The organism is Halomonas sp. B23F22_3, assembly GCF_043496965.1.
Classification (GTDB): Bacteria; Pseudomonadota; Gammaproteobacteria; order Pseudomonadales; family Halomonadaceae; genus Halomonas.
Genome location: NZ_JBIEKG010000001.1, coordinates 324,614 through 345,954 on the forward strand (window position 1 = coordinate 324,614; position 21,341 = coordinate 345,954).

Here is a 21,341-nt window from a genome sequence, read left to right on the forward strand (position 1 = left end):
AGGATCGCCCGGCCGGGTGGGCACACGCCCACCCTCCAGTACCAGCTTATGACACATGTACCGCCATCACATCAACGCTGACTTCGCGGTCGGCGTGAATCCATTCAGGCGAGATCGTCGGGGCGAAACCCCGGGGAGGGACGCTTCACCGCCTTGGTGACGATGTAGGTGAAGTAGCGCTCGATGCCGGCCTCACCGGTCAGCCAGGCATCCATGAGGCGCTGATAGGCATCGATGGAATCGGTCTCGAACTTGATCAGGTAGTCGACGCCACCGCCGACGGCCACGCACTCGGTGACCTCGGGGGTGGCGTGGACCAGGGCCTCGAAGCGGGCGAAACTCTCGGCATTGTGGGCCTTGAGCTCGATCTGCACCCACACGGGGGTGCGCTTGACCAGCGCGTCGGGGTTGATGCGCGCCGCGTAGCCCTCGATGATGCCGGCCTTCTCGAGCCGTCGCACCCGTTCCCAGCAGGGACTGACCGAGAGGTTGATCGCCTCGGCCAGCTTCGACTTGGTGATGCGACCATCGCGAGAGAGGATCTCGAGGATCTTCAGATCGTAGCGATCGAGCTTCATGCCAGCGACTCGACCACCTCGGCGATCACCGCAATGGTATCGCCCATGTTGACCTGCGCAGGGAAGCGCCGCGCCGCGAGGATGCCGCTGCGCTCGGCGCGGTACTCCACCGGCGGCGTGCCGCTGCGGGTCATGTCGTAGACGCGGGCGATCACCTGGCCCTGCTCCACCGCCTCGCCCAGCGCCAGGGTCAGCTCCAGCAGGCCGGAATGCTCGCTCTGCACGTAGCAGCTGGCATCGGGCATATCGAGGTAGACCTGGGGCTCGGCGGGCATCTCCACCTGGCCCTCGATCAGCCCGTACTGGATCAGGAAGTTACGCACGCCCCGCTCGGTGATCGCCAGGCTCTCCGGGGTGGAGGTGCCGCCGCCGCCGAGCTCGGTGGCCACGAAGATCTTGCCTTGACGCTCCACCGCGGTATCGAACAGCGCCTCGGCGTCGAGTTCGAACATCATCATGGCGTAGGGCGCCCCGAAGGCCTTGGCCCCCTCCAGCGCCCGGCGCTGCTGGTCGGCGTTCTCGAGCACGTGGGAGGCGCCGAACGGGATGATGTCCAGGGTGCGACCGCCGGAGTGCAGGTCGAGCACCACGTCGCTCATCGGCACCATCACGCGGGTGAAGTAGTCGGCGATCTTCTCGGTCACGCTGCCGTCCGGGTCGCCCGGGAAGCTGCGGTTGAGGTTGCCGCCGTCGAGCCCTGAGGTGCGCTTGCCGGCCATCGCCGCCGGGGTGTTCATCATCGGCACTATGATCACCCGACCCTGGACGTCGTCCGCCTCGAGGGCGCTTGCGAGCTTCATAAGCGCGGTGATGCCCTCGTACTCGTCGCCGTGGTTGCCGCCGGTCAGCAGCGCCGTGGGGCCGTCGCCGTTCTTGACCACGGTGATCGGGATCATTACCGCTCCCCAGGCCGACTCGTCGTTGGAGATCGGCAGCTTCAGGAAGCCGTGCTGCACGCCGTCGGCATCGAAGTCGACGGTGGCGGAAATCGGGCTGGGCCGCTTGGTCATGGTGAAACTCCTTGTTAGGCAGTAGCGAGCAGACGCTCGCGGCTGATCCGGCGATTGGCCTTTCGGGAGGCGCCATGAACCCCTCCCTAGGGGCTACCTCGGCCGTCCCTGGTCCTCGAACCTCCCTTACGGCCTATCCCCGGCGCCACTCGCTGCGATGATGCCCGCTGGCAATCAGCGTACAAATAATTGACGAGGAAAGTCGGCCAGGGTCTCGCAGCCGGTCTCGGTGATCAGGATGCTCTCGGTGATCTCCAGGCCCCAGTCGTCCTCCCACAGGCCCGGCATGAAGTGGAAGGTCATGCCCGGCTGCAGGATGGTCTCGTCCGAGGGGCGCAGGCTCATGGTTCGCTCGCCCCAGTCCGGCGGGTAGCTGATGCCGATGGGATAGCCGCAGCGGGCGCCGCCGCGGTCGAAGCCGTACTTGTCCATGGCCGAACCCAGCGCCATAGCGATGTCTGCGGTGCGATTGCCGGGCTTGGCCACCGCCAGGCCGTTCTCGATGCCCTCGAGCAGCGCCGATTCGGCGCGCACGAACTCCTGGGGCGGCTTGCCCAGGAAGACGGTGCGCGACATCGGGGCGTGATAGCGCTTGAAGACCCCGGCGATCTCGAAGAAGGTGCCCTCGCCCTCGCGGAACGGCGTGTCGTCCCAGGTCAGGTGCGGGGCGGCAGCATCCGAGCCGGTGGGCAGCATCGGCACGATGGCGGGGTAGTCGCCGCCGTAGATCTTGCCCTGGTCGTCGCGCCAGCCCTCGATGGCCACTCGGTAGATCTCCGAGACCAGCTGGCTCTTGGGCAGGCCCGGCTCGATCACCTCGAGGATGCGCGTGTGCATGCCCTCGACGATCTTCGCCGCCACCCGCATGTACTCGATCTCCTGGGGCGACTTGATCGCCCGGCACCAGTTGACCAGCGAGTTGGCGTCCATGAAGCGCGCATGAGGCAGCTCTCGCAGCAGGCTCTGGTAGGCCTTGGCCGAGAAGTAGTAGTTGTCCATCTCCATGCCCACCACGCCCTCATGCCAGCCCCGGTCAGGCAGGATGGTCTGGGCGAGATAGTCCATGGGGTGCATGTCCGGATTCTGGACGTAGTAATCCGGGTAGTAGGTGATGTTGTCCGGGTCGATCCAGCAGGTACGCAGGGCCCCATTGGCATCCATCCGCCGGCCATACCACACCGGCTCCCCTTCCAGGCCGACCAGCACACACTGATGCACATAGAAGGACCAGCCGTCGTAGCCGGTCAACCAGGCCATGTTGGAGGGGTCGCTGACGATCAGCACGTCGATACCGCGGCTGGCCATCTCGGCGCGCACCTTCCACAGGCGGGTCGCATATTCTTCACGAGTGAAGGGCAGAGAAACCTGAATCATGAAGCCACTCGCCATCGCATCATCAACAAATCGGCCCTCTCTGCGTCGAGAAGGCCGGGCCTGGTGCCGCGTTACTGCCGAGTGACATCCCGGTCACGGGCCGGGGTCGCGTCACGCAGTCGATCGCTTATCTAAGAGCAGGTTACTGCCAACCCATGGTAGGCGGTCAAGCATTTCTTGGGGGGCGCAGACCCCGCGTCACGAGCGCCCCGAAGGCCATGGTGACGCCGCCCGGGACAAAAGGGATCAGCAGACCGGATATGCTCGCTCGGAGCACCGCCTATCGATGGCAAATGGCTCAGAGGCCGGCGGCCAGAGACCGCGATCATCGAAGGGGTCACGGCGACGGAACGCGGCTCGGAGCATTCGGCCTGAGCGGGGCTTTTCCCGCGTCGGCGAAACCCGGAAGATGGAGGCCAACGTCCATCTTCCTCCTGGAGGTCCCATGCGAGTGCTGGTCCATATCGACGACGCCGATCAGTGGCGAGAGGCCCTGGCCCGGCGGCTGCCCGAGGCCGAGGTGATCACCAGCGCGGCGCCGGCCGAGCAGCGTCGCCGCGCGGACTATCTGGCCGTGTGGAAGCCCTCCGCCGAGCTGCTCGGCGAGCCCGAATCGCTCAAGGGCATCGTCAATCTCGGCGCCGGGGTCGATGCCCTGCTGAACAATCCGGGGCTGCCCGAGGGGGTGCCGATCGTCAAGCTGCGCGATGCCGGCATGGCCGAGCTGATCGGCGACTACGTGCGCTACGGCGTGCTGCACTTCCAGCGCGACTTCGACCGCTATCGTCGCCAGCAGGCGCGCCACCAGTGGCGGGAACATGCGGTGGTCGACAAGGCCGACTGGCCGGTGGGCGTGCTGGGGCTGGGCGCCATCGGCGCCAAGGTGGCGGCCATGGTGGCCGCCGACGGCTTCCCGGTGCATGGCTGGAGCCGCTCGCCCAAGTCGCTGCCCGGCATCACCTGCCACCACGACGACGCCGGCCTCGAGGCGCTGCTCGAGCGGGTGAAGAGCCTGGTGCTGCTGCTGCCCGACACCCCCTCGACCCACCACCTCATCGATGCGACCGCCCTGGCGCGGCTGCCCGAGGGGGCGAGTCTGATCAACCCGGGCCGCGGCAGCCTGATCGACGAGGCCGCGCTGCTCGACGCCCTGGGTGAAGACGACGGCGAGGGCGAGGCGACGGGCCGACTGCGCGGCGCGCTGCTCGACGCCTTCCCCGAGGAACCGCTGCCCGAGGCGAGCCCGCTCTGGTCGCACCCGCGCGTCTGGATCACCCCCCACATGGCCGGCCCCACGCCGCTCGCGGAGGCGCTCGACCAGGTGGCCGAGGCGCTGCGTGCCTTCGAGGCCGGGGCGCCGATCGATACCGTCGATCCCCAGGCCGGCTATTGAGCGGCTGACGGGGCCGGGGCCGACCGGCCCTACACCAACGGCGACACAGCCCCTACCCTGTGGAGGGACACCCGACGACCTCCCTGGAGGTGCGTGATGAGCGTTAACGAACACTATGAGCCCCGCGACGCGCTGCTCGTCGTGGACATGCAGAACGACTTCTGCGAGGGCGGCACCCTCGCCGTGAGCGGCGGCGCGGCACTGGTGCCCGCCATCAACACCGAGATCGAGGCGGCCCGGGCGGCGGGGGCGCTGGTCGTCGCCTCGCGGGACTGGCATCCCGTCGACCATGTCAGCTTCGAGCATCGCGGCGGCCCCTGGCCGGTGCACTGCGTGCAGGACACCCCGGGCGCGGCCTTCCATCCCGACCTCACCCTGCCCGCCGACACGGTGCGGGTCAGCAAGGCCACGGCCTTCGATGCCGACGCCTACTCCGCCTTCGACGGCACGGGGCTAGCCGGCTATCTGCGCGAAAAGGGCATCGAGCGGGTGACCGTGTGCGGCCTGGCGCTGGATGTCTGCGTCAGGGCCACGGCGCTGGATGCCCGCCGGGAGGGTTTCGAGGTGCGCCTGCTCGAAGCCCTCAGCGCCGCGGTCGACCCCGACGCCATTGACGACGTCCGCAACGCGCTGCTCGATGCCGGCGTCGAGGTGCACCCATGAGCGAACGGCTCCCGCTGACGGTAGACGAGGACGAGCTGGCCCTGCTCACCGACCTCTACCAGCTGACCATGACCCAGGCCTACTGGAAGGAGGCCATGGACGGGGTCGCCACCTTCAGCCTGTTCTTCCGCCGGCTGCCGCCCGAGCGTCGCTTCATGCTCGCCTGTGGTCAGCAGCACGCCGCCGCGCGACTCAGCCGGCTTCGCTTCGGTGACACCGCCCTCTCGCGCCTGGCCGACACCGGCCTCTTCGAGGCGGGGTTTCTCGACTGGCTGGCCAACTGGCGCTTCGAGGGAGATATCTGGACCCTGCCCGAGGGCACGCCGGTGTTCGCCAACGAACCGCTGATGGAGGTGGAGGCCCCCATCGCCCAGGCCCAGCTCCTCGAGAGCCTGGCGATGAACCTGGTGCAGCTGGAGACGGTGCTGGCGTCCAAGGCGGTGCGCATCGTGATGGCGGCACGGGGCCGGCCGGTGGTGGATTTCGGCATGCGCCGCATGCACGGCATCGATGCCGCGGTGCGCGGGGTCCGAGCCTACCGCACCGCGGGGCTTGCCGGCACCAGCAACGTGCTCGGCGGCCTGCGCCACGACCTGGCCCTCAACGGCACCATGGCCCACAGCTACGTGCTGGCCCACGACAGCGAGCGGGAGGCCTTTCGCGCCTTCGCCCGCCACTATCCTGGCACCACCCTGCTGGTCGACACCCACGACACCCTGGAAGGGGTGCAGAAGGTGATCGAGCTGATGCGCGAGGAGCCGGCGCTCGCGGTGAAGGCCATCCGGCTCGACTCCGGCGACCTGGGCGAGCTGGCCCGGGGCTCACGCCGCCTGCTCGACGACGCCGGCTTCGAGGAGGTGCAGATCGTCGCCAGCAGCGGCCTGGACGAGAGTCAGATCGAGGCGCTGCTCGAGGCCGGGGCGCCCATCGACGCCTTCGGCGTGGGCACCCAGATGGGGGTCTCGGCGGATGCCCCGGTGATCGATCTCTCCTACAAGCTGGTGGCCTACGCCGGCGAGCCGCGCGTCAAGCACTCGCCGGGCAAGATCAACCTGCCCTGCCCCAAGCAGGTGTATCGCCGCCGGGACGAGCAGGGCCGCTACCTCGGCGACATGATCGCCCTGCGCGATGAGCCGGTCGCGGTCGGTGAGCCGCTACTGTGCCCGCTGGTGAAGGCCGGCCGTCTGGTCGAGGCCGAGATGGCCCGCGCCGATGCGGCCCGGGAACGGGTCGCCGACGCCCTGCCCCGCTTCCCGGCGGACGTCAGGCACCTCGAGACGGGCAAGAGCGACTACCCGGTCACCCTGAGCCCGGGCCTGGAGCGCCTGCAGTCGCGCTCCTGAGGGGCGGTCGGATCACGGCGCTCCCCACGCCACGCGCCTGATCGACGAGCCCACGCCAGGCACCTAAGCAAGGCGCTTACGCAAGTACTTACACAAAGCACTTACGCAAAGCACTCACGCAAAAAACCAGGGCACGGCGCCTCGCGCCGTGCCCTGATTCGTGGGGATCGCTCATGATGGCCGATCGCCCGGCGGCGCTGAGCCCGCCGGGCGCACCGCTCAGAGCGGCTGCTTGGTCGGCCGGATGATCAGCTCGTTGACATCGACATCGGCCGGCTGCTCGATGGCGTAGACGACCGCCCGGGCGATGGCGTCGGCGTCGATGGCCATCTCGTAGAGCTCGTTGACGCCCTTGGCGGTCTCCTCATCGCTGATGGTGGAGGTGAGCTCGGTGGCCACCGCCCCCGGCGAGATGTTGGTGGAGCGGATCTCCTCGCCGCCCTCCTGACGGATGCCCTCGGAGAGCGCCTTGACCGCGTACTTGGTGGCGCAGTAGACGGCGGCGGAGGGGAAGACCACGTGGCCGGCCACCGAGGAGAGGTTGATGATATGCCCGGCATGCTGCTCGCGCATGGTCGGCAGCACCGCGGCGACGCCGTAGAGCACCCCCTTGATGTTGACGTCGACCATCTGCTCCCACTCGTCGACCTTGAGCTGGTCGAGCGGCGACAGCGGCATCAGGCCGGCGTTGTTGACCAGCACGTCGATGCGGCCATAGGCCTCCTTCGCGGCCTCGGCCAGGGCCTCGACCTGGTCGCGCTCGGTGACGTCGGTGACGCGATAGATCGCCTCGCCGCCCTGCTCGACGATGGCGTCACGCAGCTCCTGCAGGCGCTCCTCGCGGCGGGCGCCGAGCACCAGCTTGGCGCCGGCCTTGGCCAGGCGGTGGGCGGTGGCTTCGCCGAGGCCGCTGCTGGCCCCGGTAATGATCACGACCTTGCCTTGAATCTCGGACATCGATGCAACTCCTGTGCACTCGTTCTGCGAAATAGGTCTCGATAGACCAGTCTACTAGAAGCGGGGTAAATGTTTGAATCGTGAGGCCGTCATCCTGGCGCGCGCCAGGATGAGGGCCTCGCTGGGCTAGGGCGTCTCGGGCGCCGCGCCGGCGGCCATCTCCCGAGATTCCACCTCACGGCCCAGCAGCTCGTGGAACAGTACCTGCTCGAAGGCCTCCATGGGCGCCAGGGACTTGGTGGTCTTGGCGCGCAGCATGGCGCCCTGCCAGCCGGCCAGGATGAAGCCGGCGAGGCGCTCGACGTCGAGGTCCTCGGCCACCTCGCCCGCCGCCCGGGCCTCCTCGAGGCACGCCACCAGGTGCCGCTCCCACTGGCGAAACACCTGATCGAGCCGCGCGCGAAACGCCTCGCTGCGCGAGGAGAGCTCTTGGCCAAGGTTGCCGATCAGACAGCCCCGTGCGTGATCGCAGGAGTGCATGTCGGCCCGGCCGGCGTCGAAGTAGCGGCGCAGGCGCTCCAGTGGCGGCTGATCCGGCGCCTGGAGGATCGCCACCAGGCGGTCGTCGTACTGCTCGGCGAAGGCATCGATCACGGCCAGGCCGAAATCTTCCTTGCTCGAGAAGTAGTGATAGAAGGAGCCCTTGGGGACCCCCGCACGGCTCAGCACCGCGTTGATGCCGGTGGCGTTGAAGCCCTGCTCGGCGATCAGTTCGGCGCCGATCTGGATCAGCTTGTCACGGGTGGCTTGCGTCTTCATGCGGAGGAGAATAGACCAGTCGTCTAGTGGCGTCAAACCCCACCGGGCTCTATCAGTCCAGCAGGGCAGCGAACTGCTTCAACCAGGCCGGGTGGGCGGGCCAGGCCGGAGCGGAGACCAGCATACCACTGGTGACGGCCTGATCGACCGCGATCTCGGCGAAGTCGCCGCCGGCCAGGCGCACCTCCGGCGCGCAGGCGGGATAGGCCGAGACGCGAAAGCCCTCGAGGGGCACCGCCGCCGCCAGCAGCTGGGCGCCGTGGCAGATGGCCGCCGTCGGCTTGTCGTATTCGAAGAAGTGACGCACCAGCTCCAGCACGCGTTCATCGAGGCGCAGGTACTCCGGGGCGCGGCCGCCGGGCACCACCAGGCCGTCGTAGTCATCGGCACTCACCTCGGCGAAGGTGGCATTGAGGACGAAGTCGTGGCCCGGCTTCTCAGAATAGGTCTGATCCCCCTCGAAGTCGTGAATGGCGGTGCGCACCTTGTCGCCCTCGCGCTTGTCGGGACAGACGGCATCGACCGTGTGCCCCATGGCCTGCAGGGCCTGGAAGGGCACCATGATCTCGTAGTCCTCGACGTAATCGCCGGCGATCAGCAAGAGTCTGGCCATGGGAGTCTCCTCGTTAGCGTGAGCCCGCGGACGTAAGCTCGCGGTCAGTGATGCGGCAGACGCCGCCTTCACGGCAAGCCTAGCAGCCCCGCCGGGCACCGCCGAGGCGCATTGGCGCTCGCCTCGGGAACCCCGCGGCTCGCCTGGACTCTCATCCCTGCCGACCGAACGCCCTGGAGCGTCAACATGCCCTCACTGCCGCGATGTCGCCGCGCCCAGCTGCTTGTGCTGCTGCCCTTTCTGTTGCTGGCCGGCAGCGGCGTGTTCGCCGCCGAGCCGCGCCCCTTCGATGCCCGCTATCACCTCGAGGTCGACGGCTGGCCGAACGCCACCATCGAGCATCGCCTCTCCCGCGATGGGACCCAGTGGCTGAGCGACATGCGCGCCGACATCACGCTGGCCCAGGGCCGCGAGCGCAGCCGCTTCCTCGCCGACGGGGCCGTGCGCTCGCTGCACTACGCCAGCGGCTACTCCCTGCTGGGGGTCGGCAAGCGCTACGCCCTCGACCGTGAGGCCCTGGCCCGGCTGCCCGACCGCCAGGCCGCGCTGTTCGAACTGTCGCGTCGCGCCACGGCCGCGCGGTGCGCCGCCCCCTGCCGGCTGCGCTACCTCGACCATCGCGGTCGCGAGACGCTGGTCGAGTACCGACTGCTGCCGCGCACCGCCCTCTCGCTGCCGGCCGGGGAGTTCGAGGCGGTACGCGTGGAGGTCGTCGAACCCGACGAACCGGATCGCCGGCTGCGCTTCAGCTTCCATCCCGGTGTGCCCGGCCTGCTGCTCGCCATGGAGTACCACCGCGACGGCGAGCGGCGCAGCCGCCTGTCGCTGACCGAGCTCGACCTCCCCCCGCGCTGAACGCGCTTCCTCCCCGCAGGGAAATTGACTAGAGTGGGCGGCTTTTGGTCGCCGCCGGCGGCCCCGACGAGAAGGGAATCTCGATGCTGAGTGGCCTGCTGATCGTGCTGTTGCCCCTGGTCCTGGGCTACCTGGTCCGGGTCCGCGATCCCCGCTGGATGGCCCCCATCAACCACGGCGTCAACGCCGCGATCTACGTGATCCTGCTGCTGATGGGCGTGAGCCTCGCTGGCCTGGACGATCTCGGCGGCCAGCTCTCGCGCCTGGGCAGCCAGGCGCTGCTGCTGTTCGCGGTGATCTCGACCTGCAACCTGACGGCGCTGTGGTGGCTGTCACGACGGCTGGGCCTCACCGCCGGCACCTCGGCGGTGGTGGCCGGGGCGCCCACCAGCAAGTTCGCCGCCATGCTCGGCTCGCTGACCCTGGTGGCCGTGGTGGTGGCCGGCGTGGTGATCGGCCTGCTGCTGGAGTGGCTGACCGGCAGCGGCCTGTTCGCCCTCGCCGAGCGCCTGGCGGAGTGGGTGCTCTACGCGCTGCTGGCGCTGATCGGCTGTCAGCTGCGCAACTCCGGCATGCCGCTGCGCCAGATCCTGCTCAACCGCTTCGGGCTGGCCATCGCCCTGACGCTGGCCGGAAGCTCGCTGATCGGCGGCCTGCTCGCCGCCCCGCTGCTGGACCTCGCCTGGAACGAGGGACTCGCCATGGCGGCCGGCTTCGGCTGGTATTCGCTCTCCGGCATCCTGATCGGCGATCAGCTCGGTCCGCTGCTGGGCGGCGTGGCCTTCTTCAACGACCTGGCCCGGGAGCTCGCCGCCTTCGTGCTGATACCGCTGGTGATCCGCCGCCATGCGGCGCTCGCCATCGGCTACGGCGGCGCCACCTCCATGGACTTCACCCTGCCGGTGATCCAGCAGCACGGCGGTGTCGCCTGCGTGCCGGTCGCCGTGGTCTCGGGCTTCATCCTCTCGCTGCTCTCGCCCCCGCTGATCCTCTTCCTGCTGACGCTCTAGCCCCCGACGGCCGGCGCCCGGCCGTTGGCCCGCGCCCTCGCCGCCGGCCGGACCGTCGCCTACGCTATCGGGGACGCCCCGAGACCCGCTCGCGAGTCGCGGCCACCGGTGCGCGCCTGCCTACCCCCTCACGAGGCGACGGGATGCCGCAACCTCACGCGATGACGACGCTCTCACTCCTGCGCCGTGGGCGACGCCCCCGGATGGCCCCACTCCGGCTGCTGGCCGCCCTGTGGCTGACGGTCGCCCTGATCCTTTTGACGACGGCCCTGTCGGCGACGGCCCAGGAGCCCGAGCTTCCCGACGAACCCTTCACGACCTGGGAGCGTACCGCCGCCCTGGCGGAGGAGCTCCTCGACGAGCGCAACGCTTCCACGTCGCTGCTGGAGAACGTCCGCGCCCGCCTGGCCAAGCAGCGCGACGAGGCCTTTCGCATGATGCAGGAGCCCGGGATCGGGATCCGCGCCCTGGAGGCCCAGCTGAACTCCCTGGGCCCACCGCCGGAGGAGGGCGTGACGGAATCCGAGGAGTTGGCCAGCCGCCGAGCCGAGTTGAGCAAGGCCCTGGCCAGGGCCAAGGCGCCGATCGTCGCGGCGGAGGAGTCCTACGAACGCGCCAACCTGCTGATCGAAGAGACCGACGATCTGATCCGAGAGCAGATCACCCAGGAGCTGCTGGTCCGCAACCCCTCACCGCTGGTCCCCGGCCACTGGCTGCAGGCGCTGGAAGAGCTCGGCGACTATGGTGCCCAAATCGACAGCGAACTTAAGGATCGACTCGAGGAGCCCGGCGTCCGGGAGCACCTGAGGCGCATCCTGCCGGCGGCCCTGGTACTACCCGGGCTGGCCCTGGCACTGCTGTTCTGGCTCCAGCCGCTGGTGACCCGTCGTCTCGAGACACGCATCCCGCTGACGGACTCTCGCCCGAAGCGCTGGGCCCTCTCGTCGCTGAACAGCCTGGCGCGGTTGCTCATCCCCTCCGCCGCGGCCGCCGCCCTGATCGGCGTGGTGCGCATCGCTGACGTCACGACGGACGCCATCCGTCCATTGGCCGAAGCCCTGCCGGCCTTGGCCATCTGCATCGTGCTGGGCCATGTCCTGGGGCATCTCATCTTCCGCCCCAACCTGGCCCTCCAGAGGCCGCTGCCCCTGGATGACGCCCAGGCGATGGCCGGACTCCGGATCAGCCAAGGCCTCGGCGTCTTCGTCGCGCTGGAGATCGCGCTGACCACCCTCGAGCAGGCCTATCCCCTGACGCCGGCCACCGTCGGCGTGCTCTCCACGCCACTCATCCTGATGGGCGGCCTGCTGTTCTGGCGTCTCGGACGGCTCCGCCAGCCGGCCCCGGACGCCGCCGACCCCGAGCAGGCGGAAGACCCGTCCCAACAAGCCCCGCCGTCCGGCAAGGGGCTGCTCGGCCTGCTCGGGCGCCTGCTGAGGATCGCGGCCGTGCTGGGCGTGCTCTTCGTGATCAGCGGCTATGACAACCTGGCGCGCCTGGCCATGGTGCCGATGGCCGTGTCGATGGGGCTGATCGGCATCGCGCTGGGCGTCTATTTCCTCGTGATTCGCACCCTCGAGGACACCCTGGAGCCGGATACCCTGTCCCAGTCGAGCGGCTTCGGGCTCATTCCCATCGGCACCGTCTTCCTGCTCGGCCTGGCCCTGGCACCCCTGCTGGCGCTGACCTGGGGCGCCCGCCCCTCGGATATCGCCGAGATCTGGCGGCTGCTGACGGAAGGCGTACAGCTCGGCGACACGCGACTCTCGCTGGAGGTGCTGATCACCCTGGTGCTGGTGTTCTTCCTGGGGCTGCTGGCCACGCGGTGGCTGCAGCGCCTGCTGAGGGTCACGGTGCTGCCGCGCACGCGCATGGACCCGGGCGCCCAGATCGCCCTGGTCACCGGCGTCGGCTACCTCGGCCTGACCATCGCCGCCCTCACGGCGGTGTCCACGGCGGGGCTGAACCTCGCCAGCCTGGCCGTGGTGGCCGGCGCGCTGTCGGTGGGGATCGGCTTCGGCCTGCAGGCCATCGTCTCGAACTTCGTCTCGGGGATCATCCTGCTGATCGAGCGCCCCATCAAGGAGGGCGACTGGATCGAAGTCGCGGGCCATTCCGGCCACGTTCGCAAGATCGCCGTCCGCTCCACCCGCATCGAGACCTTCGATCGCCACGATGTGATCGTGCCGAACTCGGCGCTGATCGCCGAGACCGTCAAGAACATGACCCTGACCTCCCAGGTCGGTCGTCTCGTGCTGCCGGTCGGCGTCGCCTACGGCAGCGACCTCGAGCGCACCCGTACCATTCTGCTGGAGGCCGCCCAGACCCAGCCGTCGGTGCTGGCCACCCCGGCCCCCGCCGTGCTGTTCATGGGGCTCGGCGAGAACTCGCTCGATTTCGAGCTGCGCTGCTTCCTGAAGGACATCGGCGACCTGCTCAGCGTCCGGTCGGACCTGCTGTTCGCCGTCTATGGCGCGCTGGAGGAGGCCGGCATCGGCATCCCGTTCCCCCAGCGCGACGTCCATCTCCAGGGGCTCGAGCCGCTGCTGGCCGCGCTCGCGGGCCGGCACGGCGAGCAGAGCGGCGCCGAGCCCCCCCGCCAGGCCGGATCGGCCGACGGCTGACGCCGCTCACCGCGGCCGACGAGAGTGCACACTCTCTGCACACTTCTTGCCCGGTGCCTCCATCGCGGTCGCCGATGATAGGATGCGGCATCTTGCCTTCATCCCGCCAGCGGAGCCCTGCATGCGTCTACGGCGCGTTTTCACCCCGGCCGTGTCCCGGCTCGGCATCAAGCTGTTCGCGATCATCCTGGTGGTCAACGTGGCCATCTCGGGGCTGGTGTTCCTGGCGGTCTCGCGCAGCCTCGACCGGGGCTTCATCGACTACCTCGACCAGACCCAGACCCGGCGAGCCGAGACCCTGGCCACGGGGCTCGCCGAGGAGTGGTCGCGCCGCGGCGACTGGCAGTGGCTGCGCCAGTCGCCGCGCGCCTGGCATCGCCTGGTGCGCCGCCAGCTGTGGCCCGGCGATGCCCCGCCGCCGGAGGGCATCGAGCGTCGTCTGGGCGATCCCAAGGACTTCGTGCTTCACGATGCCGGCGGCCTGCCGGTGATCGGCCTGCCCCCGGACGGCGACCAGGAGGCGGCGGAGCTGCGCTGGCTACCCATCGAGAGCGACGGCGAGGAGGTCGGCATGCTCGGCTATCGGCCGCCCCAGCAGCTGATGGCACGCATGGATCGCATCTTCCTCTCCCGCCAGCAGCGCAACCTCGGGATCATCGTCGCCGCCCTGGGCCTCGCCTCGCTGCTGCTGGCCGGCGGCCTCTCCTGGTGGCTGGGGCGGCGCACCCGCGGCATGGCCCAGGCCACCCGGCGCCTGATCGAGGGCGACTACAGCACCCGCCTGGCCGAACACGGCCGCGACGAGCTGTCGAGCCTGGCCCACGACTTCAACGTGCTGGCCGCGACCCTGGAGGCCAGCCGCGAGGCGCGTAGCCGCTGGGTCTCGGACATCGCCCACGAGCTGCGCACGCCGCTCGCCGTGCTGCGCGGCGAGATCGAGGCGATGCAGGACGGCATTCGCGCGCTGGACGCGGACAACCTGCACTCGTTGGCCCAGGAGGTCGGCCAACTGGAGCGCCTGGTCGCCGACCTGCGGCTGCTCTCGCAGAGCGATGCCGGCGCCCTGGAGGTTCAGCTGGCCCCGCTGGACCTGGCCGAGAGCCTCGCGACACGGCTCGACGAGGCCGTCGGCTGGCTCGACGACAGCGGCATCCGCCTGGAGCGCGAGATAGAGGGGCCGGCCTGGATCCGCGGCGACGTCCAGCGCCTGCGACAGCTGTGGAACAACCTGATCGACAACACCTGCGCCTACACCCGCTCGCCGGGGCGACTGCGCGTGCGCCTCATCTGCCGCGCCGGCGAGGTGCGGGTGACCTGGGAGGACAGCGCCCCCGGGGTGCCCGAGGCCGACCTGCCGCGGCTCACCGAGCGACTCTATCGGGTCGAAGGGTCGCGCAGTCGCGCCAGCGGCGGCAGCGGCCTGGGGCTCTCGATCGCCACCGCCCTGGCGCGCGCCCACGGCGCCCAGATGGTAGCCTCGCCCTCCGCGCTCGGCGGGCTATGCTGGACCCTGACCTTCACCGCCATCCAGGACCATTCGTCCAGGGAGGACGCCGCATGAATACTCACGAGGCCGATACGACCCCGATCCTGATCGTCGAGGACGAACCCAAGATCGCGCGTCTGGTCGCCGACTACCTGCAGGGCAGCGGCTTCACCAGCCACCACCTGGCCCACGGCGATGCCGTGCTGCCCTGGCTCGAGGGCCGCGCGACACGCCCCGAGCTGATCCTGCTCGACCTGATGCTGCCGGGCACCGACGGCCTGACGCTGTGCCGGGAGGTGCGCCAACGCTGGCCGGACATCGCCATCGTCATGCTCACCGCCCGGGTCGAGGAGGTCGATCGCCTGCTCGGCCTGGAGCTGGGTGCCGACGACTACATCTGCAAGCCCTTCAGCCCCCGGGAGGTGGTGGCACGGATCAAGGCCGTGCTGCGGCGCAGCCGGGCGGCCCATGATCCCGCCCCCGGCGGCGGCAGCGACCTGGTCCTCGACGAGGAGGGCTGGCGGGCACTGGCCGACGGGCGTGACCTGGGGCTGACCGCGGTGGAGTTCCAGCTGTTGAAGGTGATGATGCAGTCGCCCGGGCGCATCTTCGCCCGCGAGCAGCTGATGGATCACATGTACCGCGACCATCGCATCGTCTCCGAGCGCACCGTGGACAGCCACATCAAGAAGCTGCGCCGCAAGATCGCCGAGACCTGGCCGGAACGCGAGGTGATCCGCTCGGTCTACGGGGTCGGCTACAAGTACCAGCCGGAGGAGTAGGCGCCGAAGGGCTAGAATGGGAAAGCCGGCGGATTCATGGCTTTTGCACCGTCGCTACATGCCGGCTGCACCCTGGGCGACGAGACTGGCAGCGTCAACCAAGGAGAACTGCCATGAAACGCTCTTTCACCCGTACCCTACTGGCTCCCGCCCTGCTCGCCGTCGCCATCGCGCCTCTAGCGCTGTCCGCCAGCGCCGCGCCCCAGGAAGGCTGGCAGCACGGCGGTAGCGAGGATCATCGTCAGCAGCACGAGCAACGCCGCCAGGCCCTCTTCGAACGTGCCGGCATCGACGAAGAGACGCGCCAGGCGCTGGAAAAGGCCCGCCGGGAATACCGCGAGGCCCTTCAGGAACTCCGTGAATCGCACCGCCAGCGCATGGACGAGATCCTCGACGACGAGCAGCGCGAGGCCTTGACCACGGCGCGCCGGGAACTCCGCGACGAGCATCGCGAAGCGCGGCGCGCCGAGCACCGCGAAGCCATGCAGCAGCGCCTGAGCGCGCTGGTCGACACCTGGGAGCTCTCCGATGCCGAGCGCGAATCGCTTCGCGAGGCCCGCGAGGCGATCTACACCGACATGCAGGATCTGCGCGGCCGCGAGTTCGATTCACCCCAGGCGCGGCGCGAGGCGATGCGGGAACTGCGCGAAAGCCATCAGGAGGCGCTCGGTCGAATCCTCAGCGACGAGCAGCTCGCCGAGATGCGCGAGGCGCTCGAACCGCGCCCTCGCCCTGGCCTGGAGAACCAAGGCCACGACGGCGGCAAGGACAGCGGCAAGGGAGAGACTCTCGACGACTGAGCCCTGCACGTCTGCCCGCCTCAACCCAACCCAGCGCCCGGCCACGTGCCGGGCGCTGTCGTTGCGAGACCCGTCGGCCGTATGACTATCGGTCGAACACCACCGTGCGACCGGCATCCAGGAAGACGCGACGCTCGACATGCAAGGCGACGGCCCGGGACAGCGTCAGGCACTCGACATCGCGCCCCTTGGCGACCAGGTCTTCCGGGTAGTCGGTGTGGCTTACCGGCTCCACGCCCTGGGTGATGATCGGGCCCTCGTCGAGGTCATCGTTGATGTAATGGGCGGTGGCGCCGACCAGCTTGACGCCCTTCTCGTAGGCCTGGTGGTAGGGCCGGGCGCCCTTGAAGCCCGGCAGCAGCGAATGGTGGATATTGATCGCGCGGCCGTTGAGCTTCTCGCACATGTCGCTCGAGAGCACCTGCATGTAGCGCGCCAGGATCACCAGCTCGGCGCCATTCTGCTCGACCACCTGCCACACCTGGGCTTCCTGCTGCGCCTTGGTCTCGGCCGTGATCGGGAAGTGGTGATAGGGAATGGCGTGCCACTCCGCCAGGGTCGCCAGGTCCGGATGGTTGGAGACGATGGCGCGGATCTCGATGGGCAGCTGGCCGATGCGGTAGCGATAGAGCAGGTCGTTGAGGCAATGGTCGGCCTTGGAGACCATGATCACCACCGGCATGCGGCGTCCCGGCGGGGTCAGCTCGAAGATCATCTCGAACTCGGCGGCGCGCTCGGCGAAGCCGGCCTCAAAGGCCTCGGCATCGAAGCCCTCGGCCTCGGGCCGGAACTCCGTGCGGATGAAGAAGCCCCCACTCTGCCGGTCGTCGAAGGAGTGCTGCTCGGTGATATAGCAGCGGCTCTCCCTGAGGAAGCGCGTGACCACGTCCACGGTGCCGAGCCGGCTCGGGCACTGGGCCGCGAGGATCCAGCGGTTCTTGTTATCTTGCATCTCGTCTCTCCCGAAAAGGGCCGGCTTACGCCGGCCCTCTCTTCACTATTAGACCTCAGCTGTCACCTTGCCACGCCAATGCCATACTCGGCGCCGGCATCCCGGATCCAGCGATAGAGGTAGTCGGCGAAGCTTCTGCGCAGCACCAGCTCATAGCGCTCCTCGCTGGAACGACGCAGGATCAGGCTGGACTTGCCGAACACCACGCTGACCGCCTTGCCCACCGGGAAGCGGCTCGGATGGACGTCGTAGGGGGTCGACTTCATCAGCAGCTCGCGGGCCTTTTCCCCCTCCAGGGAGACCAGGGTCTGGCCGCCACTGACATCGACGATGGCATAATGGGCATCGCCCAGGGCGTCGCGCAGCCGCTGCTCGAGCTCGAACTCCTCGCCACCCGGCACGATCACCAGCCACTCATCCGGCGACAGCCACTGAACGCTGCGCTCGCCGCTGGCATCCAGCGCCAGCCCCAGGGGCTGGCCGGGCAGGCCGATGCCCAGCACCTTGCGAACGGCTTCATCGAGGACGATCGCACCACCGCGCAGGATCAGATGGCCCAGGAAGGCCTGCTCCTTGAGCAGGACCCGGCTGCCGGGTGTCGCGGCCGGCACGCTGCCCGTGTTGAACGCCACGGACAGCGGTGACTCCATGGGAATCGAGGCGTCCGGATGGGTGTTGAAGGTCGCAACCTTGCCGTAAGTGATATCAGACATGCTGACGCTCTCCCTTGGGATCGATGAAGACGGGGCTGACGACCTCGACCTCATGGGCCTGACCGTCCGGCATCGGCACATAGAGCGTCTCGCCCATGCGGTCGCGGCCGCCCTTGATCACTGCCAGGGCAAAGCCGCTCTCCAGGTTCGGGCTGTAATAGCTCGAGGTCACGTGGCCCAGCATGTCCATGGGGATGGGCTGGTCCTTGTCGACGACGATATGGGCGCCCTCTTCCAGCACCACCTTCGGGTCGACGGGCTTGAGCCCCACGAACTGCTTGCGGTCCTTGCGCGCCGTGTCCGGACGCGTCAGGGCGCGCTTGCCGATCCAGGCGAACGGCTTGTCGTAGCCGATCGCCCAGAACATGCCCAGGTCCTCGGGGGTGACCGAGCCGTCGGTATCCTGACCGGCGATGATCAGCCCCTTCTCGGCACGCAGCACGTGCATGGTCTCGGTGCCGTAGGGCGTCAGGTCATACTTCTTGCCGTGCTCGAACAGGGTCTTCCAGACGTGCATGGCGTAGTGGGCCTGGACGTTGATCTCGTAGGCCAGCTCCCCGGTGAAGGAGATGCGGAACACCCGCGCCGGGACGTCGGCCACCTTGCCGTTGCGCCAGTCCATGAACTTGAACTGATCCCTGTCGAGATCGATATCGGTGATCTCGCACAGCAGCTTGCGCGCATCCGGGCCGGTCACGGTCATGGTCGCCCAGTGGTCGGTGACCGAGGTGAAGTACACATCAAGCTCGGGCCACTCGGTCTGGTGCCACAGCTCCAGCCACTCCATCACGCCGGCGGCCCCGCCGGTGGTGGTGGTCATCAGGAAGTGGTTCTCGCCCAGGCAGCTGGTGGTGCCGTCGTCCATCAGCATGCCGTCGTCCTTGCACATCAGGCCGTAGCGCACCCGTCCCGGTGCCAGCTTGGCCCACTTGTTGGTGTAGACGCGTCCGAGGAACTCCCGGGCATCCGGCCCCTGGATATCGATCTTGCCCAGGGTGGAGGCATCGAGGATGCCGACGCCGGTCCGCACCGCAAGGCTCTCGCGGGCCACGGCTTCGCCCATGGTCTCCAGCTTGCCGTTGACCTTGCGCGGGAAGTACCAGGGGCGCTTCCACTGGCCGACGTCCTCGAACTCGGCCCCCTGCTCCACGTGCCACTGGTGCAGGGCGGTGTAGCGCTCGGGGTCGAACAGCTCGCGGCAGTGGCGCCCGACGATGGCGCCGAAGGTGACCGGCGTGAAGTTGGGCCGGAATACCGTGGTGCCCACCTCGGGAATCGACTTGCCCAGGCAGCGCGCCGCGATGGCCATGCCGTTGATGTTGCCGAGCTTGCCCTGGTCGGTGCCGAAGCCCATGGCGGTGTAGCGCTTGACGTGCTCGATGGACTCGAAGCCTTCTCGGGTGGCCAGCTCGATGGCCGCCGCGGTGACGTCGTTCTGCATATCGACGAACTGCTTGGGCGCCCGCAGGGTCGGCTTCTCGTGGGGCACCTGATAGAGGGCACAGGCCTTGCCTTCGCGGATGGCGGCGGCCCGGGGCGGCTCGATGGCGCTCGCGGACCTGCCCAGCGCGGCCAGGGCCTCACGCGCCTTGGCCGCACCGTCTGCCAGGGCCGCGGCCAGGTCATGCACACCACGGGCGCTGCCGGCGGCATGCACGCCCTTCACCAGGCTGGGCACGAAACCGAGGATCTCGTCGTCCCAGGTCGGCCGCGCACCGGTGTGGGAGGCCAGGTGGATCACCGGGCTATAGCCGCCGGAGCTGGCGATGGTGTCGCACTCCAGGACCTCGGCCTGACCGGTGACCGTGAAGGCCTCGGCGTCGATGGTAGCGACCCGGGCGCCGCTGACGCGACTGCCGCGCTTTCCGTTCCCTGCTTTGGCCTCGAGCACGGCCGAACCTTCGATGATGCGGATGCCGCTGGCCCGGGCCTGCTCGACCAGCTCACCGTCCGGCGCCTTGCGGGCATCGACGATGGCCACCACCTCGCGGCCGGCATCGATCCAGTCCAGGGCGGCGCCATAGGCGTGGTCATTGCTGACGGAGAGCACCAGCCTGTTACCGGGCACCACGCCGTAACGGCGGATGTAGGTGGAGACCGCACCGGCCACCAGGTTCCCCGGCACATCGTTGTTGCCATAGACCAGCGGACGCTCATGGGCCCCCGTGGCCAGCAGCACCTGTCCCGCGCGCACCCGATGCATGCGGGAGCGCGGGGGCCGGTAACCGTCGACCGTCGGCGCGGTCTCACCGAGATGCTCGGTGCACCGCTCGTGCAGGGTCACGAAGTGATGGTCATGATAGCCATTGGCCGTGGTGCGCGGCAGCAGGGTGACGTTGTCGTTCTCGACCAGCTCGCCGATCACCTGCTCGGCCCACTGGGCGGCCGGCCGGTCGTCGAGCAGCTCGCGGCTGTCCAGCAGCGAACCGCCCATCTCCTCCTGCTCATCGCAGAGGATCACGCGCGCACCGGCCCGGGCGGCGGTAAGCGCCGCGGCGAGGCCCGCCGGGCCGGCACCGACCACCAGCAGATCGCAATGCTGGTGGAGGTGATCATAGCTATCCGGGTCGTTCTCCATCGGACTGCGACCCAGGCCCGCTCCCTTGCGGATGACTTTCTCGTAGGTCATCCACATGGAGGCCGGGGCCATGAAGGTCTTGTAGTAGAAGCCCGGCGGCATGAAGCGCCCGCCCAGCTTCCCGACCAGGCTCATGACATCGCGCTGCACGTTCGGCCAGCCGTTGGTGCTCTGCGCCGTGAGGCCCTCGAACAGCGCCTGCTGGGTGGCACGCACGTTGGGCACCTGGGCCGCCTCGGTGCTGCCCAGCTGGACCAGCGCATTGGGCTCCTCGGCACCGGCGGCGACGATGCCGCGCGGACGCGAATACTTGAAGCTGCGGTTGACGAGATCCACCCCGTTGGCCAGCAGTGCCGAGGCCAGGGTGTCACCGGCATGGCCCTGATAGCGCTTGCCGTTGAAGGTGAAGCTCAGGGTGCGAGCGCGATCGATGCGCCCACCCTGGCGAAGACGATTCGGCTGATTCGACTGACTCATGCCTTGACTCCTTCCTGACCTGCGACCATTGCCACCTCTTCGGCGACGCTCACGGCAGCCCCTTGCTCGGCGGACTTACCCTCGGGGTGCTCGGCGCTGAAGCGAGGCTGCTCCCCCATTCGATAGGTCTCGAGGATCTCGTAGCTCACCGTGTGACGGGTGATGTTGAAGAACTTGCGGCAGCCGATCGCGTGCACCCACAGCTCGTGGTGGATGCCCCGCGGGTTGTCACGGAAGAACAGGTAGTCGCCCCACTGCTCGTCGGTGCAGGAATCGGGGTCCTCGGGGCGCGCGATATGCGCCTGTCCCTTGGGATGGAACTCCTCTTCATCGCGGTACTCGTCGCAATAAGGGCAATGGATATGGAACATCGT

19 protein-coding genes are annotated in these 21,341 nt (G+C 68.7%); 9 read left to right on the top strand and 10 right to left on the bottom strand.

Annotated elements, in window-relative coordinates; genetic code table 11:
* Nucleotides 1-104 precede the first annotated feature (104 nt).
* From ACGTNG_RS01435 to doeA, 3 genes are all read right to left on the bottom strand, one after another.
* A complete protein-coding gene (locus ACGTNG_RS01435; protein ID WP_394575045.1) occupies nt 105-578 on the bottom strand; it encodes an Lrp/AsnC family transcriptional regulator in 474 nt (157 codons plus the stop codon).
* On the bottom strand, nt 575-1,588 hold the full coding sequence (gene doeB / locus ACGTNG_RS01440; RefSeq protein WP_394575046.1) for a N(2)-acetyl-L-2,4-diaminobutanoate deacetylase DoeB: 1,014 nt from the start codon (nt 1,586-1,588) through the stop codon (nt 575-577). Before doeB ends, ACGTNG_RS01435 begins: the two co-directional genes overlap by 4 nt.
* A 174-nt stretch (nt 1,589-1,762) precedes the next feature.
* Complete coding sequence (gene doeA, locus ACGTNG_RS01445) at nt 1,763-2,962, bottom strand: ectoine hydrolase DoeA (protein ID WP_394575047.1); 1,200 nt, start codon at nt 2,960-2,962, stop codon at nt 1,763-1,765.
* 445 nt (nt 2,963-3,407) lie between these two features.
* Here doeA and ACGTNG_RS01450 point away from each other — a divergent pair, with 445 nt between their 5' ends.
* The 3 genes from ACGTNG_RS01450 (at nt 3,408) to ACGTNG_RS01460 (ending at nt 6,361) form a co-directional block, all read left to right on the top strand.
* On the top strand, nt 3,408-4,355 hold the full coding sequence (locus tag ACGTNG_RS01450; RefSeq protein ID WP_394575048.1) for a 2-hydroxyacid dehydrogenase: 948 nt from the start codon (nt 3,408-3,410) through the stop codon (nt 4,353-4,355).
* Nucleotides 4,356-4,451: 96 nt separating this feature from the next.
* Nucleotides 4,452-5,018 (top strand): nicotinamidase, encoded by a 567-nt coding sequence (locus tag ACGTNG_RS01455; RefSeq protein WP_394575049.1) that lies wholly within the window; start codon nt 4,452-4,454, stop codon nt 5,016-5,018.
* A complete protein-coding gene (locus ACGTNG_RS01460; protein WP_394575050.1) occupies nt 5,015-6,361 on the top strand; it encodes a nicotinate phosphoribosyltransferase in 1,347 nt (448 codons plus the stop codon). Before ACGTNG_RS01455 ends, ACGTNG_RS01460 begins: the two co-directional genes overlap by 4 nt.
* A gap of 219 nt (nt 6,362-6,580) precedes the next feature.
* Here ACGTNG_RS01460 and ACGTNG_RS01465 read toward each other — a convergent pair whose 3' ends face one another.
* From ACGTNG_RS01465 to ACGTNG_RS01475, 3 genes are all read right to left on the bottom strand, one after another.
* On the bottom strand, nt 6,581-7,318 hold the full coding sequence (locus tag ACGTNG_RS01465) for an SDR family oxidoreductase (protein ID WP_394575051.1): 738 nt from the start codon (nt 7,316-7,318) through the stop codon (nt 6,581-6,583).
* 126 nt (nt 7,319-7,444) lie between these two features.
* Complete coding sequence (locus tag ACGTNG_RS01470) at nt 7,445-8,077, bottom strand: TetR/AcrR family transcriptional regulator (protein ID WP_394575052.1); 633 nt, start codon at nt 8,075-8,077, stop codon at nt 7,445-7,447.
* Nucleotides 8,078-8,129: 52 nt separating this feature from the next.
* Nucleotides 8,130-8,690 carry a DJ-1/PfpI family protein gene (locus tag ACGTNG_RS01475; protein WP_394575053.1) on the bottom strand — a complete coding sequence of 187 codons (561 nt, stop codon included), beginning with the start codon at nt 8,688-8,690 and terminating at the stop codon, nt 8,130-8,132.
* Between the two features lie 186 nt (nt 8,691-8,876).
* On the opposite strand from ACGTNG_RS01475, the gene ACGTNG_RS01480 reads away from it, so the two are divergent.
* From ACGTNG_RS01480 to ACGTNG_RS01505, 6 genes are all read left to right on the top strand, one after another.
* A complete protein-coding gene (locus tag ACGTNG_RS01480; protein WP_394575054.1) occupies nt 8,877-9,545 on the top strand; it encodes a hypothetical protein in 669 nt (222 codons plus the stop codon).
* Between the two features lie 83 nt (nt 9,546-9,628).
* Nucleotides 9,629-10,555: a LysO family transporter gene (locus tag ACGTNG_RS01485; RefSeq protein WP_394575055.1), complete on the top strand. Its 927-nt coding sequence runs from the start codon at nt 9,629-9,631 to the stop codon at nt 10,553-10,555.
* Between the two features lie 203 nt (nt 10,556-10,758).
* Nucleotides 10,759-13,179, top strand: a complete 2,421-nt coding sequence (locus tag ACGTNG_RS01490; protein ID WP_394575056.1) for a DUF3772 domain-containing protein — start codon at nt 10,759-10,761, stop codon at nt 13,177-13,179.
* Between the two features lie 121 nt (nt 13,180-13,300).
* Entirely contained in the window at nt 13,301-14,740 is a 1,440-nt protein-coding gene (locus ACGTNG_RS01495; protein ID WP_394575057.1) for an ATP-binding protein, read from the top strand.
* Nucleotides 14,737-15,447: a response regulator gene (locus ACGTNG_RS01500; protein ID WP_394575058.1), complete on the top strand. Its 711-nt coding sequence runs from the start codon at nt 14,737-14,739 to the stop codon at nt 15,445-15,447. The genes ACGTNG_RS01495 and ACGTNG_RS01500 overlap by 4 nt, the downstream gene beginning before the upstream one ends.
* Before the next feature lie 113 nt (nt 15,448-15,560).
* Nucleotides 15,561-16,247, top strand: coding sequence for a hypothetical protein (locus ACGTNG_RS01505; protein WP_394575059.1), 687 nt, complete (start codon nt 15,561-15,563; stop codon nt 16,245-16,247).
* A gap of 85 nt (nt 16,248-16,332) precedes the next feature.
* On the opposite strand, the gene purU is transcribed toward ACGTNG_RS01505, so the two are convergent.
* From purU to ACGTNG_RS01525, 4 genes are all read right to left on the bottom strand, one after another.
* A complete protein-coding gene (gene purU / locus ACGTNG_RS01510) occupies nt 16,333-17,199 on the bottom strand; it encodes a formyltetrahydrofolate deformylase (RefSeq protein ID WP_394575060.1) in 867 nt (288 codons plus the stop codon).
* 62 nt (nt 17,200-17,261) lie between these two features.
* Nucleotides 17,262-17,912: a sarcosine oxidase subunit gamma gene (locus ACGTNG_RS01515; RefSeq protein ID WP_394575061.1), complete on the bottom strand. Its 651-nt coding sequence runs from the start codon at nt 17,910-17,912 to the stop codon at nt 17,262-17,264.
* Nucleotides 17,905-20,967, bottom strand: a complete 3,063-nt coding sequence (locus ACGTNG_RS01520) for a sarcosine oxidase subunit alpha family protein (protein WP_394575062.1) — start codon at nt 20,965-20,967, stop codon at nt 17,905-17,907. The genes ACGTNG_RS01515 and ACGTNG_RS01520 overlap by 8 nt, the downstream gene beginning before the upstream one ends.
* A complete protein-coding gene (locus tag ACGTNG_RS01525; protein WP_394575063.1) occupies nt 20,964-21,338 on the bottom strand; it encodes a sarcosine oxidase subunit delta in 375 nt (124 codons plus the stop codon). Before ACGTNG_RS01525 ends, ACGTNG_RS01520 begins: the two co-directional genes overlap by 4 nt.
* Nucleotides 21,339-21,341 lie beyond the last annotated feature (3 nt).